The sequence below is a fragment of the Trinickia sp. genome (genome assembly GCF_051961175.1).
Classification (GTDB): Bacteria; Pseudomonadota; Gammaproteobacteria; order Burkholderiales; family Burkholderiaceae; genus Trinickia.
Map to the genome: position 1 here is coordinate 1 of NZ_JBQCDN010000332.1, position 14652 is coordinate 14652.

Sequence of the window (14652 nt, forward strand, 5' to 3'; positions counted from 1 at the left end):
CTTTCGCCGTGGCGGGCCGCAGCCAAATGCCGGTTGCGCGCCGTTGCGGTTTCATCCAGCGCTTACCGTGCTTCAGCGCCGAATCGATTTCGCTCTTGGCGAGCCAAAGCTCGGAGAGCATGAGTTCCGCCTTGGCGCGCTGGCCGAAGTCGGCGTTCAGCGCTTCGGCCAGTGCGTCGCTGTGATCGAGCAGCATCGCGCGCAACGCTTTCAGGTGAGCGGCTCGCGTCTCCCATGACGGGTACGGCTCGCGCGCATGCGCTTCGCGTTGCAACAGGAGCAATGCGTCGAGCGTCGTCGCGCCCGGCAAGTCGTTTTTCATTCGTGTGCGCTCCTTGTGGGTGTCGGCCCGAGCGGCGGGTTCACTGCTGATTGGGGGCCGATGCCTCGCATTCGGCCCGCGATATTCACGTGCGGAACGCGTCTGCAATGATCGCGCGCTGATCGAATGACGCGGGCAGCGTGCCATACACGCGCCCGCCACCGAGCCCCGCGCCGGCATCCGCCAGCCGGGTCGCGATAAACGCGTTCGCGTGCGCATCGGGCGACGAGCGCAACATCAAGACCGCCTGCGCGCACAGCACGAGTTGCTGGGTCAATCTGCGTGCGCCGGCTTCGCGATGTTCGGCCGGTGCGGCGAGCGAGGCCTGCAATGCATCGAGTGCGGCGGCGAGGGTGGGCGCGTCCTGCGCATCGGCGCGCCATTCGTCGAACAGCGCATGTGCGCCTTGCGGGTCGCGTTCCAGCGCGCGCAACACGTCGAGGCACATCACGTTGCCCGATCCTTCCCAGATCGAGTTGACGGGCGCCTCGCGGTAAAACCGTGCCATCGGTCCTTCTTCGACGTAACCATTGCCGCCCCATACCTCCATCGCCTCGCCGGTGAATTCGAGCGCACGTTTGCAGACCCAGAATTTGGCTGCTGGCGTGACGATCCGCCGCCAGGCGCGCTCGACGCCGCTCTCGCTTGCGCCCGTGCGGGCGGCGGCGAGATGCGCGTCGAACGCGCGCGCGAGCCGCATGAACAACACGGTCGCCGCTTCGGTTTCGAGCGAGAGATCGGCCAGCACGTTGCGCATCAGCGGCTGATCGACGAGCCGCCGCGAGAAGGCCACGCGGTGACGCGCGTGATGAATCGCTTGCACGAGGGCCGCACGCATGAGCCCGGCGCTGCCGATCACGCAATCGAGGCGCGTGTAGTTCGCCATCTCGATGATCGTCGGGACGCCGCGCCCTTCGTCGCCGATCATGACGCCATAGGCATCGACGAATTCCACTTCGCTGCTGGCGTTCGATCGATTGCCGAGCTTGTCTTTCAGGCGTTGGATACGGATCGCGTTGCGCGTGCCGTCGGGCGCATAGCGCGGCACGTAAAAGCAGGAGATCGGCGCATCGGCACTCGTGCGCGCGAGCACGAGATGCGCGTCGCATTGCGGCGCCGAGAAGAACCATTTATGACCGACGAGGCGGTACTCGGCGCCTCGCCCCGAGGCGGCGCCGGGCGCCGATGCGCGCGTTTGATTCGTGCGTACATCCGAGCCGCCTTGCTTTTCCGTCATGCCCATGCCGACCATCATCGAACGCTTGTGTGCGAGCGGCGCATCGCTTGGATCGTGCTCGCGCGCATAGAGCTTGTCTGCGAGCTGGGCGAACAGCGCCGCCTCCCGCTGCAAGACGGGAATGCTCGCGAACGTCATCGTCAGCGGGCACAGCGAGCCGGATTCGAGTTGCGCATGCAGAAAATAGCCGGCGCACCGTGCGGCCATCGCACCGGTGCGAGGCGTGTCGAACGGTAGCGCGTGCAGTCCTTCCTGCCGCAGCAATGCGAGCAGCCGGTGCCAGCTCGGATGAAACTCGAGCGTGTCGATTCGCTCGCCGCGCGGGCTGAAAGTGGAAAGCTCGGGCTCGTGGCGGTTCGCCGCGCCCGCGAGGGCGATCACCTCGGGCGCGCCTAGCGTCGCACCATCGCGCGCGAGTGCCTGTGCGTGCCACGCAGCGCCTTCGCGCTCGACGGCAGCCGTGAGCGTCGCGTCGCTTTCGTAAAGGTTGTAGTGCTCGAGCGGCGGGACCTGATTGGTGACTTCGTGCGTGGCCGGCGGGGCTTGCGGTTCCATTTGCGTGTCTCCTTGGCGGCGCGCGACGCATTCGGCCCAGGCGTTCGACATTCGGCGCGCGAGCTGCGTAGGGTCTGGCGAAGGGAGATGCGTCGGCGTTCGAATCGCGTGCGAAAGATCACACGCGGGGTGCGCATAGGCATGTCTCCCTTAATGATAGGTTCGCGCGGCGCGCTTCGTTTAGAGGATTCGCTCTGCGTTTGTTGCCCCGCCCGTGGGGCGAAGCGTCGATCATGCCGATGCTGATCGGCGGCAACACGAACGCGCTGACGGTCGTGCTCGCCGAGCGCGGGCGGAGTTCATCGCGCTCGCGCGCGGCGCGGCTCAGTCGTCTGCGGCGGGTTCGTCGAAGTTGTCGGCGTGCGTCGTATAGACAAACTCATCGCCGGGTTGTCCCGGCAGCGTTTCGCGGGCAACGTCGAGCCAGGCGCGCGCGGCGTGCGAGAGATAGCCGCTCCTGCGCCAGGCGATGGCCATTTCCCAGCGGATCTCGGGTTCGACGACGGGACGGGCGGTGAAATAGGCCGGATCGAGCCGCCGGCAGTACGGCGCGGGCAGTAGCGCGATGCCGACTCCCGCGCGCACGAGTGCGGCCATGAAATCCCAGTGGCTGCTGCGCGAGACGATTTGCGGCGTGAAGCCCGCGTCGCGGCAGGCGCGCGTGACAACGTCGTTGAGGGCGAGGCTTTCGCCGTAGTAGACGAACGGCTCCGACGCGAGATCGGATAAACGCACTTCGCGCATCGTATCGAAGCGCGAACCGTGCGGCGCCACGACCCACAGCCGTTGCAGCGACATTGGCAGGACGTCGAACACTTGAGCGTCGACGGGCAGCAGCACGCCACCGAATTCGATATCGCCCGCCAGCAGCGCCGCCTCGATCGCACGTGATCCCTGCTCGAACAGCTTCAATTCGATCTTCGGATGCCGCCGCCGAAATTCGGCGATGACGGGCGTGAACAACGAGCCGCCCATCGGCGGAATGCCGATCGTCAGCGCGCCGCGGCCCAGCGTGCCGACGTCATCGAGCTCGGCCTGCAATTGCGCATAGGCCGCCAGAACGTCCTGTCCCCGCTGAAAAACGATGCGCCCCTCGTCGGTCAATACCATCTGACGGCCCTCGCGCAATAAGAGCGGGGCGCCGATCTCTTCCTCGAGCGCTTTGACCATCTTACTGATGGTGGGCTGCGTGACGAACATGTGTTCGGCGGCGAGCGTGAAGCTTTGCTGCCTGACGACTTCGACGAAATACCGCAATGCACGTAGCTCCATGGGGCGCGCTCTGTAGTTCCAATTTGGAATGATGGAGATGAGTTTAAGTCATTTTATTTATACATGTTGCACTCTTACAATTTCGCCATGGAGTCAATAGGGAGTTTTGCCATGAGCACGAAATCGAAATCGATCGAACGCCTGAACGGCGTGGCCCGCATCGTGGCGCAAACCGCATTTCTGGCCGCCGTATGGTTCGTCGCCGACTTCGCGTCGCGGCATCTGGGCCTGCCCGTCCCGGGCAGTGTGATCGGCCTGGCGGCGTTGCTCGTGTTGCTGCTGACGGGCGGCATCGCGCCCCGCTGGGTCAAGGCCGGCGCGGATTGGCTGCTCTCCGATTTGCTGCTGTTCTTCGTTCCCGCGGCCGTCGCCGTCGTGCAATACGGCGGATTGTTCAAGACCGACGGATGGCGTCTCGCCCTCGTCGTCATCGGCGGGACGTTGACCGTCTTGCTGGCTGTCGCATTCACCGTCGATCAAGCCGTGCGGCTCGAACGCGTGCTTGCCACCCGTCGTGCGCTGGCTGGGCGCGCCGGGTCGGCGGCCTGAAACGCGCTTCGCGCGCGGGTTGAGCCGAACCGAACGCTATCGCAAGGGAGATGTCGATGTCGATTTCATCCGCCCTGTCCTGGCCCGTGACTGAGGCTGGCCCACAGTGGGTAGCGGCGGCCTGCTTTGTCCTGACGATCGCTTTCTACGCGGTGGGCAAGCGCCTGTATGCCCGCTTCAAGCAGCCGTGGCTGACACCGCTCGTGATCGTGCCCGCGATGCTCGCCGCGGTGGTGCTGGCGATGCGCATTCCGTATTCGGTCTACTTTGCCGACACGCGCTGGCTGATGTGGCTGCTGGGCCCCGCGACGGTGGCGTTCGCCGTGCCGATCTACGAATACCGCGACTTGATGCGCCGCCATTGGATCTCGCTGACGGCCGGCGTCACGGTAGGGATCATCGTGGCGGTCAGCGGCTCGTTCGCGCTGGCCAAACTGTTGCACCTTGCGCCGGACGTCGCGCGTAGCCTGATGACGCGCTCTGTGTCCACGCCGTTCGCCTTGGCCGTCTCCGATCAGATCCACGCGCCCAAGCAATTGACCGCGCTGTTCGTGATCGCGACTGGCGTATGCGGGATGCTGCTTGGCGAGTTGGTGCTCGTCTTTTTGCCGTTGCGCAGCCGGCTGGCGCGCGGCGCGATGTTCGGCGCGGCGGCGCACGGCGTGGGCACCGCGAAAGCGCGCGAACTCGGTAGCGAGGAAGGCGTGATCGCGAGCCTGACGATGATGATTGCCGGTGTGGTGATGGTGCTGCTCGCGCCGCTGCTCGGCGCGACGTTGGGGTAACACGCGGATCGCGTTGCTTTTGCCGCTGTTCATGCAGGATTCAAACGCATTGATGTACAATGCCTGCCACTTCCGAGGAGCGTTGCGACGGGGCCACCCGCCAGGCTCGGAATTCAATCGGACGGTATAGTTATCGCGCGGCAGCCGCGCGGGTGTACCGCTCCATCGAACGGCGCTCACGTCAATTTTTCTAGAACTCATTTAGAAAAGGAGGGCGTGATGAACGCCGCAGTTATCGATTCGAAAAACCAGGATTTCATCGTTGCCGACCTGTCGCTCGCCGATTGGGGCCGCAAGGAACTGACGATCGCCGAGACCGAAATGCCCGGTCTCATGCAGATTCGCGAGGAGTACAAGGCTGCGCAGCCGCTCAAGGGCGCGCGCATCGCCGGTTCGCTGCACATGACGATCCAGACGGGCGTGCTGATCGAGACGCTCAAGGCCCTCGGCGCCGACGTGCGTTGGGCGTCGTGCAATATTTTCTCCACGCAGGATCACGCCGCGGCGGCCATCGCCAAGTCGGGTACGCCGGTGTTCGCGTTCAAGGGCGAATCGCTCGACGAATACTGGGAGTATTCGCACCGCATCTTCGAATGGCCGAACGGCGAATTCGCGAACATGATCCTCGATGACGGCGGCGATGCCACGCTGCTGCTGATTCTCGGCTCGAAGGCGGAGAAAGACCGCTCGGTGATCGCCAAGCCGACGAACGAAGAAGAAATCGCGCTGTTCAAGTCGATCGAGCGTCATCTCGAGATCGATGGTTCGTGGTATTCGAAGCGCCTCTCGCAGATCCAGGGCGTGACCGAAGAAACGACGACGGGCGTGCATCGCCTCTATCAGATGGAAAAGGACGGCCGTCTGCCGTTCCCGGCCATCAACGTCAACGATTCGGTCACGAAATCGAAGTTCGACAACCTGTACGGTTGCCGTGAATCGCTCGTCGATGGCATCAAGCGCGCGACCGACGTCATGATCGCGGGCAAGATCGCCGTCGTGGCCGGCTACGGCGACGTGGGCAAGGGCTGCGCGCAATCGCTGCGTGGGCTCGGCGCGACGGTGTGGGTCACGGAAATCGATCCGATCTGCGCATTGCAAGCGGCGATGGAAGGCTATCGTGTCGTCACGATGGATTACGCGGCGGATAAGGCCGACATCTTCGTGACGGCCACGGGCAACTACCACGTGATCGGCCACGATCACATGAAGGCGATGCGTCACAACGCGATCGTCTGCAACATCGGCCACTTCGATTCGGAAATCGACGTTGCTTCGACGCGCCAATACACGTGGGAAAACATCAAGCCGCAAGTCGATCACATCATCTTCCCGGACGGTAAGCGCGTGATCCTGCTGGCTGAAGGGCGTCTCGTGAACCTCGGTTGCGCGACGGGCCACCCCTCGTTCGTGATGTCGAACTCGTTCGCCAACCAAACGCTCGCGCAAATCGAGCTGTTCACGCGTGGCGGCCAGTACGAGAACAAGGTGTATGTGCTGCCGAAGCATTTGGACGAGAAGGTGGCGCGTCTGCACCTGGCCCGTATCGGCGCGAATCTGACGGAACTCTCGGATGCGCAAGCGGGCTACATCGGTGTGGACAAGAACGGTCCGTTCAAGCCGAATCACTATCGCTATTGATCAGGTGAACGGCCCGGGCCTCCTCGCAACGCGCGAGGCGTACCCGGTGCCGGCCGGCTTGCATCAAAGGCGGCGTTGCCGTTCCCGGCGCCGTCACGTTCAACGCAGTACCGAGCCGCGCGCTATCGCGCGGCTGTTCGAAGTCGTCTTGCCGTCAACTGTCTGATAACGATCGACCTAACGGACCCTAGCCGACCCCAATCGACCACTACGCCGAAGGAACCTCGCCATGACCGTGCTGCTGACCTGGGTGATCAATGCGCTCGCACTCCTGATCATCACTTATCTGGTGCCGTCGATTCACGTCCGCAGCTTCGGCACGGCGCTCATCGTCGCGCTCGTGCTCGGGCTCATCAATGCCGTGCTTCGGCCTGTGTTGATCGTGCTCACGTTGCCGGTCACCATCGTCACGCTCGGGGTGTTCATCCTCGTCGTCAACGCCTTGTGCTTCTGGCTTGCTGCCTCGCTGCTCAAGGGCTTCGAGGTTTCGGGATTCTGGTCGGCGTTCTTCGGCTCGATCTTGTACAGCATCGTGTCGTGGTTGCTGTCGGCGTTGATCTTCGGCAATCGGAGCTTCGGCTGATCGCGGCCTCGGCTATTGCGGCTCGGTCTTACACCGGATCAACCGGATCATGAATCCCATCGAAATTTCATTCGAATTTTTTCCGCCGAAGACGCCTGACGGCGTCGAGAAGCTGCGCGCTACGCGGGTTCAATTGGCGCTGCTCAAGCCCAAGTTTGTTTCTGTAACGTTCGGCGCGGGCGGCTCGACGCAGCAAGGTACGCTCGACACCGTGCTCGACATGGCGAAGGATGGCCTCGAGGCCGCGCCGCACTTGTCGTGTATCGGTTCGTCGAAGGACAACCTGCGTGCGATTCTCGAGCGTTATCGCTCGCACGGCATTCGCCATATCGTGGCGTTGCGCGGTGATTTGCCCTCAGGTATGGGCGAAGTGGGCGAGTTGCGCTATGCGTCCGAACTCGTCGCCTTCATCCGGGCCGAGCATGGCGATTGGTTCCAAATCGAAGTGGCGGGCTACCCGGAGTATCACCCGCAGGCTCGCTCGCCGAAGCACGATATCGAGAACTTCGCGCGCAAAGTGAAAGCGGGCGCGAATGCGGCGATCACTCAGTATTTCTATAACGCGGATGCGTATTTCCGGTTCGTCGACGAGGCGCGCAAGCTCGGGGTGGATGTGCCGATCGTGCCGGGCATCATGCCGATCACGAATTACTCGCAGTTGATGCGGTTCTCGGAAATGTGCGGGGCGGAAGTGCCGCGTTGGGTCGCCAAGCGGCTGGAAAGCTTCGGTGACGATAAGGAAGCGATTCGCGCGTTCGGGCTCGATGTCGTCACGCAGCTTTGCGAACGGCTCGTGAAGGAAGGCGCGCCGGGGCTGCATTTTTATACGCTTAATGCGGCTACCGCGACTAAGGCGATTTGCGAGCGGTTGGGGTGAGCATCGCCAAGGCTTCTCGTTCGGTGTCGCCTGACGCACGAACGCGGTAAGCGGCCAGCCCGGTGCTCGACTTCGATGAAAATCGAATGCCGATCATACGGGCTGACCGGTCACTCACCCATATCCAACGCTTCCCCCGGACGACGTTCGCCGTTTGCGCCATCGAATTAACTGACGCGCATCTTCCATCATCCGGCCGACGACTCATTCCCCGAACTCTGCGACTCATCCGCCGCAATGTCCGGTAGCAGCCCCCATCCCCGATCGAATCAGACGCCGGCAACGTGTTCGTGGCGCGGGCCAATCAATACCCCAACGCCTCCCCCGCAGGCCGCCGCTCGTCATTGGCGCCATAAAAATACCCCACGCGCACTTTCCCGCCCACCGACGAATCGTTCCCCGAGCTCTGCGACGCATCCGCCGCTAATCCCGGCAGCCCCACTTCAACCAGCTCAGCCGCGCCCCAAGGCGTTTGCTGCACCATCTTGTACCCCTCGCTCGCGAGAATCTTGAGCGTATCCGACGACAACCCATACGGCTCGTAATAAACGACATCAGGCAGCCATTGCTCGTGAATCCGCGCCGCATCGACCGCCTCTTGCGGTTCCATGCCGTAATCGATGATGTCGATCGCCGTCTCAAGCGTTGTCGTGATAATGCGCGAGCCGCCCGGCGAACCGATCACGAGAAACACCTTACCGTCCTTCGTCACGATCGTCGGCGCCATCGACGACAGCGGCCGCTTGCCCGGTGCGATCGCATTGTTCGGCCCCTGCACGAGACCGAACATATTTTGCGCACCCACCTTCGACGTGAAGTCGTCCATCTCGTCGTTCAAGAAGAAGCCCGTGCCCGGCGCCATGACGACCGCACCGAAACGGCCGTTGACGGTGTATGTCGTCGAAACGGCGTTGCCGTCCTTGTCGACGATCGAATAATGCGTCGTCTCCTTCTTTTCGGGCAGTGAGGCGGCATCGGCCAAGTCCATCGATGGCGTCGCCTTGTCGGCTGGAATCGACGCGCGAATCTGCGCCGCGTAGGACTTGCTCAGCAATTGATCGAGCGGGTTCTTCACGAACGCCGGATCGCCAAGCTTCGTGTTGCGATCCGCATAGGCGTGACGCATCGCTTCGGACATGTAGTGCACCGCCTGCGCCGAATGCCAGCCGAAGCCCTTCAAGTCATAGCCTTCCAGTGTGTTCAGGATCTCGCACATCGTCGTGCCGCCGGAACTTGGCGGGGGCGCCGAGATGAACATATAGCCGTGATAGTCGCAGGTCACGGGCGTCATTTCGGTGGCCCGATAATTCGCGAAATCGGCCTTCGTCAACAGCCCGCCGTTTGCCTTCGACGCCGCTTCGATCGCCTGCGGAATCTTGCCCTTGTAGAACGCATCGGGGCCATGCTTCGCGATCGCTTCCAACGTATTGGCCAAGTCCTTCTGCACGAGCCGATCGCCGGGCTGCAGCGGCGTGCCGTCTTTGCGCAAGAAGATACGCGCGATGCCCGGATCGTCCTTGAAGCGTTTGACCGTCGTATCGAGAATGTCGGTATCGGCACGCGTCAGCACGAACCCTTCACGCGCGAGACGGATCGCCGGCGCCATCACTTGTTCGCGCGTGAGTTTGCCGTACTTGCGCTCGGCCAAGTCCATCCCCATCACGGTGCCGGGCACACCGACGGCACCGTAGCCGTACAAGCTCGCCCCTTTCTTCACGTTGCCCTCGGCGTCGAGGTACATATTCGCCGTTGCCGCGGCCGGCGCCGTTTCGCGGAAGTTGATAAACGTGTCGCGGCCGTCCGCGAGGTGCAACGTCATGAAACCTCCGCCGCCGATATTGCCGCAGCACGGGTTGACGACCGCCTGCGCGTAGCCGACGGCCACAGCCGCATCGATTGCATTGCCGCCCATCTTCAGGATGTCGACGCCAACTTGCGACGCCAGATGCTGCGACGTGACGACCATGCCGTTACGCGCTTCCACAGCGGGACGCGAAGCGGCGCAGGCGCTGGCGGCAATCGTGCTCGTCGCGATGAGTGCCGCGGTGAGCGCGGCGAGGAGTGGGGTGTCTTTTTTCATCGGTGTCTTCGCAGTGAGAGGTGATGTGGGTGATGGGGTAGGCGGCTGGTTAAGCGTCTTCGGTGACGCCCCCGGCTCTCAATGCTTCGATGCGTTTCAATCGGGTCTTCGCTTCGACGCTTCCCCGCTGCACGAGCGCCGCGACGAGCGCTTCCGTTTGCGCCACCACCGGCACCTTCGTATCGAACGGCGACGCGCTTTGCACAAAGGAAACGAATACGGTATCGGCGAAGGTCGCGATCGGCGAGCGCCACTCGTCGGTGAACAGCACGACGTGCGCGCCGAGGTCGCGCGCCGCACGCGCGAATTGAACGACGCTCTCCTGGTAGCGGCGGTAGTCGTAGACGACGAGTACGTCGCCCGGCATCAGATCGGCCAGCGCTTCGGAGCCGCGCTCAAGCGAAGGTTCGACATGCCGCGTGCGCGGCCGCACCTGGCTCAGCAGCACCGCGAGCCATCCCGCGATGAACCCGCTGGCACGGCCGCCGCAGCACAGTACGGTGCGCTGCGGATCGGCGAGCAAGGACACCGTGCGCTCGAAGTCCTCGCGTGACGACAGCTCCGCCGTCTTGCCGATCGCGAGCGTCAACGAGCCGAGCATCGCTTGTTGCGTGTCTTCGGTATGCAGCTGATCAGCCGACGATTCGAGCCTCGACAACGGCGAGTTCATGCGCACGTCGACTTCGGCGAGCAAGGCGCGCTGGAACTCGGGATAGCCTTCGAAACCGAGCTTCAAGACGAGCCGATGCACGGTCGGATCGCTCACGCCGGCGGCTGTCGCCAGCTGCGAAATCGACGTCAGCGCGGCGCTCGGATAGTTGGCGAGCAGCACTGCGATGACGCGCTGCTCGGCGGTCGTTACGGATGCTTCGCGCTGCTTGAGCAGCGTCCTCACAGAAGGCAGTGCCACGATGTTTCGTTCGATGAAATCTTCGATTCGAGGCGTGGGCTATCGCCCGCGATGTAACGTTCATTACGTATTAGCCATGCTAGCAAGCCAAAAATGTTCGTCAATGGTGCGGTGGCATAGTGTTTACCCGCGACCAATCGCGGCGCAAATCATCTGAAGTGAACGCGGTGCGTGATAACCATTACACGGCCGGGCGGGCGCCGGATGAGCATCGTGCTACGCTTGCCCGGTTTGCCAACGAAGGAGCCTGTGCCGATGCGTTTTCTGCCATTCGCCGTTCGCTTCACTGCACACCTCGTGATGGCGGCCGCTACGGCCAGCGTCCTCTTCGGCGCTGCCCATAGCGAGGCCGCCGGGTTGCCCGCCAAAACGCTCGTCTTTTGCTCGGACGCGAGCCCCGCCGGATTCGACCCGGCCCAATACACGACTAGTGTCGAATTCTCGGCGGCGGGCTACACGGTCTACAACCGCCTGGTCGAATTCGAACATGGCGGCACGAAAATCGAGCCGGGCCTCGCGCAGTCGTGGGACATTTCAGACGACGGTCGCGTCTATACGTTTCATCTGCGCCAAGGCGTGAAGTTTCATACCACGTCGTATTTCAAGCCGACGCGCGAATTCGATGCCGACGATGTGGTGCAGACGTTCGAGCGGATGCGCGATCCGAACGATGCGCTGCGCAAGGCGTATCCCGTGGCGTTCCCGTACTTCTCCGATTTGGGGCTTGCCAAGAATCTCGCGGAAGTAGAGAAGATCGACCCGCACACCGTGCGCTTGACGCTCCATACGGCCAGCGCGCCGTTCCTGTCCGAGCTGGCCATGCCGTTCGCGTCGATCCTCTCGGCGGAGTACGCCGGTCAGCTGATGCACGCGGGCAAAGCGGCCGACTTGAATCGCTACCCGATCGGCACGGGGCCGTTCATTTTTCACAGCTATGAGAAGGACGCGACAATCCGTTTCGACGGCAACGCCGATTATTGGAAGAGCGGTGTCGTGCGTGTCGCCAAGCTCGTGTTTCAGATCACGCCCGATCCGGCGGTGCGTGAGGAAAAGCTGAGAAACGGCGAATGCCAGGTAATGAATTACCCGCGCCCCGCGGATATTGCGTCTCTGACGAGCGACCCGAATCTGCAGGTGCCGCATCAAGTCGGTTTCAATGTCGGCTTGCTCGCCTACAACACGACGCACAAGCCGCTCGATAACGTCGATGTGCGCCGTGCGCTCGATATGTCGATCGACAAGCAAGCGATCATCAAATCGGTTTATCAAGGCGCGGGCCAGGCCGCGGTCAATCCGATGCCGCCGACGCAGTGGTCATACGATCCGGCGCTCAAGGACGCGCCTTACGATCCGGCGCAGGCAAAGGCGCTGCTCGCGAAGGCTGGCTACCCCGATGGTTTCTCGCTGACGTTATGGGCCATGCCGGTCCAGCGGCCGTACAACCCGAACGCGCGTTTGATGGCCGAGATGATTCAGGCCGACTGGGCAAAGATCGGCGTGCACGCGCAAATCACGACGTACGAGTGGGGCGAATATGTGCGGCGCGCACATGCAGGCGAACACGATGCGATGTTGATCGGCTTGACCGGCGACAACGGCGATCCCGACAATTGGTTGGGTGTATTGCTAAGCTGCGCAGCGGTCAACGGCAGTAACTTCTCGAAGTGGTGCTACAAGCCCTTCGACGATCTGATTGTCAAAGCGCGCGAAACAAACGATGTGGCGGAGCGCATCCGGCTCTATACGCAAGCGCAGGAAATCTTCAAGCGCCAAGTCCCGTTCACGCCGATTGCCCATTCGACGGTGTACCAGCCGCTGCGCAAAAACGTCACCGGCTTCAAGATCGATCCGTTCGGGCCCACGCAGTTTTGGGGCGTCGGGCTGAAGTAGCGTCACGCATCGATCGAAAAATCGTCAAGCTTGCCGGGAAAACAGTGAGAAGGGACGAGAAGGGGCGGGAAGGGGTTGACACGGAATTTTAGTGGCACTAAACATGCGCGGAGTACAAAGTCAACGCGAACAAGTGCTGATCGTTGCCTTTTCCCGACCGCTTGTTCGGGTAATCAAAGCTCAGTAATATCCGCGTACGCTGGCTTTGTCTGGCCCGAGTCCTGGAGGAAACATGAAGCAAAACAAACTGTTGCGCGCTGTGCGGTTGAGCGCGGTCGCCGCCGCCATCGTGACGGTATCGCTCGCTGCGTCGATCTCGCACGCGGCCGACATTCCCAACAAGACCCTCGTCTATTGCTCCGAGGGGAGTCCCGCCGGTTTCGATCCCGCGCAATACACCACGGGCACCGATTTCACCGCGAACACGTTCACGGTTTACAACCGTCTCGTCGAATTCAAGCGCGGCGGCACCGAAGTGGAGCCGGGGCTCGCACAGTCGTGGGACGTGTCGCCTGACGGCAAGACCTATACGTTCCATCTTCGCCACGGCGTGAAGTTCCAAACGACGGACTATTTCAAGCCGACGCGCGAGTTCAACGCCGACGATGTCGTCTTCACGTTCGAGCGCATGCTCGATCCGAATCAGCCGTTCCGCAAGGCGTATCCGGTGTCGTTCCCGTACTTCACCGATATGGGTCTCGACAAGCTGATCGACAAGATCGAGAAGCTGGATCCGTACACGGTGCGCTTCACGCTCAAGGAAGTGAACGCGCCGTTCATCCAGAACATGGCGATGGAATTTGCGTCGATCCTGTCCGCGGAGTACGCGGATCAGCTTCTGAAGGAAGGCAAGGCTGCCGACATCAATCAGAAGCCGCTCGGCACGGGTCCGTTCATCTTCAAGAGCTACACGAAGGACGCGACGATTCGCTTCACCGGGAACCCCGATTACTGGAAGCCGGGTGCCGTGAAGCTGAAGAACCTCATTTTCTCGATTACGACCGACGCGAGCGTGCGGGCGCAAAAGCTCAAGCGCAACGAATGTCAGGTCATGAGCTATCCGAATCCGGCCGACATAGCCGATCTGAAGAAGGACGCCGATATCGCGATGCCCTCGCAGGCAGGCTTCAATCTCGGCTACCTGTCGTACAACGTTACGCATAAGCCGCTCGACAACGTCGACGTGCGTCGCGCGCTCGATATGGCCATCAACAAGAAGGCCATCATCGAGTCCGTCTACCAGGGCGCAGGCCAGCCGGCGCAGGCGCCGATGCCGCCGACGCAATGGTCGTACGACGGCAAGCTGACGATGGCATCCTACGATCCGGCCAAGGCGAAAGCGGTACTTCAAAAGGCCGGCTTCCCGAACGGTTTCGACATCACGTTGTGGGCCATGCCCGTGCAGCGGCCGTACAACCCGAATGCGAAGCTGATGGCCGAGATGATTCAGTCCGATTGGGCGAAGATCGGCGTCAAGGCGAAGATCGTGACCTATGAGTGGGGCGAATACATCAAGCGCGCGCATGCGGGCGAAGACGATTCGATGCTCATCGGCTGGAGTGGCGACAACGGCGATCCCGACAACTGGCTCGGCACGTTGCTTGGCTGCCAGGCCGTGCACGGCAACAACTTCTCGGAATGGTGCTACAAGCCGTTCGACGATCTGATCCAGAAGGGCCGCACGACGAGCGGACAGGACGCACGCTCGAAGATCTACACGCAAGCGCAACAGATCTTCGCGCAGCAACTGCCGTACTCGCCGATCGCGCACTCCACCATCTATCAGCCGACGACCAAGAACGTTCTCGATATGCGCATCGACCCGCTCGGCTATGCGCGTTTCGACGGCGTCAGCATCAAGTAACGGCGATGGGGTACGCTCTCCCGGGTACGCCTGGGAGCAGGGGTGCCCGATCCCGCACCAGCACGTTCTCCGGCGACAGGGGTAAGGTGC

11 protein-coding genes, 1 pseudogene and 1 riboswitch are annotated in these 14652 nt (G+C 62.3%); of the genes and pseudogenes, 7 read left to right on the forward strand and 5 right to left on the reverse strand.

Going from position 1 to position 14652, the window contains the following annotated elements; all coding sequences use genetic code 11:
- The 3 genes and pseudogenes from ACTHL0_RS19740 to ACTHL0_RS19750 form a co-directional block, all read right to left on the reverse strand.
- Positions 1 to 322, reverse strand: a pseudogene (locus ACTHL0_RS19740) (coniferyl aldehyde dehydrogenase); the annotation flags it as partial.
- Positions 323 to 407: 85 nt separating this feature from the next.
- On the reverse strand, positions 408 to 2114 hold the full coding sequence (locus ACTHL0_RS19745) for an isovaleryl-CoA dehydrogenase (RefSeq protein WP_440568562.1): 1707 nt from the start codon (positions 2112 to 2114) through the stop codon (positions 408 to 410).
- A 324-nt stretch (positions 2115 to 2438) separates the two neighbouring features.
- Complete coding sequence (locus tag ACTHL0_RS19750) at positions 2439 to 3386, reverse strand: LysR substrate-binding domain-containing protein (protein ID WP_440568563.1); 948 nt, start codon at positions 3384 to 3386, stop codon at positions 2439 to 2441.
- Between the two features lie 111 nt (positions 3387 to 3497).
- Here ACTHL0_RS19750 and ACTHL0_RS19755 point away from each other — a divergent pair, with 111 nt between their 5' ends.
- The 5 genes from ACTHL0_RS19755 (at position 3498) to metF (ending at position 7818) form a co-directional block, all read left to right on the forward strand.
- Positions 3498 to 3935, forward strand: coding sequence for a CidA/LrgA family protein (locus ACTHL0_RS19755; protein ID WP_440568564.1), 438 nt, complete (start codon positions 3498 to 3500; stop codon positions 3933 to 3935).
- 56 nt (positions 3936 to 3991) lie between these two features.
- On the forward strand, positions 3992 to 4720 hold the full coding sequence (locus tag ACTHL0_RS19760; protein WP_440568565.1) for an LrgB family protein: 729 nt from the start codon (positions 3992 to 3994) through the stop codon (positions 4718 to 4720).
- A gap of 68 nt (positions 4721 to 4788) precedes the next feature.
- Positions 4789 to 4905, forward strand: a riboswitch (S-adenosyl-L-homocysteine riboswitch).
- Between the two features lie 34 nt (positions 4906 to 4939).
- Positions 4940 to 6358, forward strand: a complete 1419-nt coding sequence (ahcY, locus tag ACTHL0_RS19765; RefSeq protein WP_440568566.1) for an adenosylhomocysteinase — start codon at positions 4940 to 4942, stop codon at positions 6356 to 6358.
- Positions 6359 to 6587: 229 nt separating this feature from the next.
- Complete coding sequence (locus ACTHL0_RS19770; protein WP_440568567.1) at positions 6588 to 6941, forward strand: phage holin family protein; 354 nt, start codon at positions 6588 to 6590, stop codon at positions 6939 to 6941.
- Positions 6942 to 6990: 49 nt separating this feature from the next.
- Positions 6991 to 7818 carry a methylenetetrahydrofolate reductase [NAD(P)H] gene (gene metF / locus ACTHL0_RS19775; protein ID WP_440568568.1) on the forward strand — a complete coding sequence of 276 codons (828 nt, stop codon included), beginning with the start codon at positions 6991 to 6993 and terminating at the stop codon, positions 7816 to 7818.
- Positions 7819 to 8122: 304 nt separating this feature from the next.
- On the opposite strand, the gene ggt is transcribed toward metF, so the two are convergent.
- Both ggt and ACTHL0_RS19785 read right to left on the reverse strand, forming a co-directional pair.
- Positions 8123 to 9898 (reverse strand): gamma-glutamyltransferase, encoded by a 1776-nt coding sequence (ggt, locus tag ACTHL0_RS19780; protein WP_440568569.1) that lies wholly within the window; start codon positions 9896 to 9898, stop codon positions 8123 to 8125.
- Positions 9899 to 9947: 49 nt separating this feature from the next.
- Positions 9948 to 10808: a MurR/RpiR family transcriptional regulator gene (locus tag ACTHL0_RS19785; RefSeq protein ID WP_440568570.1), complete on the reverse strand. Its 861-nt coding sequence runs from the start codon at positions 10806 to 10808 to the stop codon at positions 9948 to 9950.
- A 300-nt stretch (positions 10809 to 11108) separates the two neighbouring features.
- Between ACTHL0_RS19785 and ACTHL0_RS19790 the strand changes: the two genes are divergently transcribed.
- Both ACTHL0_RS19790 and ACTHL0_RS19795 read left to right on the forward strand, forming a co-directional pair.
- On the forward strand, positions 11109 to 12698 hold the full coding sequence (locus ACTHL0_RS19790; RefSeq protein ID WP_440568572.1) for an ABC transporter substrate-binding protein: 1590 nt from the start codon (positions 11109 to 11111) through the stop codon (positions 12696 to 12698).
- Between the two features lie 232 nt (positions 12699 to 12930).
- On the forward strand, positions 12931 to 14562 hold the full coding sequence (locus ACTHL0_RS19795) for an ABC transporter substrate-binding protein (protein ID WP_440568571.1): 1632 nt from the start codon (positions 12931 to 12933) through the stop codon (positions 14560 to 14562).
- Positions 14563 to 14652: the final 90 nt, after the last annotated feature.

What these genes read in the sequence shown, in the direction of transcription:
- metF (WP_440568568.1), top strand. Translation starts at nt 6,991, where the DNA reads ATGAATCCCATCGAAATTTCATTCGAATTTTTTCCGCCGAAGACGCCT.
- ACTHL0_RS19755 (WP_440568564.1), top strand. Translation starts at nt 3,498, where the DNA reads ATGAGCACGAAATCGAAATCGATCGAACGCCTGAACGGCGTGGCCCGC.
- ACTHL0_RS19745 (WP_440568562.1), bottom strand. Translation starts at nt 2,114, where the DNA reads ATGGAACCGCAAGCCCCGCCGGCCACGCACGAAGTCACCAATCAGGTC.
- ACTHL0_RS19795 (WP_440568571.1), top strand. Translation starts at nt 12,931, where the DNA reads ATGAAGCAAAACAAACTGTTGCGCGCTGTGCGGTTGAGCGCGGTCGCC.
- ACTHL0_RS19760 (WP_440568565.1), top strand. Translation starts at nt 3,992, where the DNA reads ATGTCGATTTCATCCGCCCTGTCCTGGCCCGTGACTGAGGCTGGCCCA.
- ACTHL0_RS19770 (WP_440568567.1), top strand. Translation starts at nt 6,588, where the DNA reads ATGACCGTGCTGCTGACCTGGGTGATCAATGCGCTCGCACTCCTGATC.
- ggt (WP_440568569.1), bottom strand. Translation starts at nt 9,898, where the DNA reads ATGAAAAAAGACACCCCACTCCTCGCCGCGCTCACCGCGGCACTCATC.
- ACTHL0_RS19750 (WP_440568563.1), bottom strand. Translation starts at nt 3,386, where the DNA reads ATGGAGCTACGTGCATTGCGGTATTTCGTCGAAGTCGTCAGGCAGCAA.
- ACTHL0_RS19790 (WP_440568572.1), top strand. Translation starts at nt 11,109, where the DNA reads ATGGCGGCCGCTACGGCCAGCGTCCTCTTCGGCGCTGCCCATAGCGAG.
- ahcY (WP_440568566.1), top strand. Translation starts at nt 4,940, where the DNA reads ATGAACGCCGCAGTTATCGATTCGAAAAACCAGGATTTCATCGTTGCC.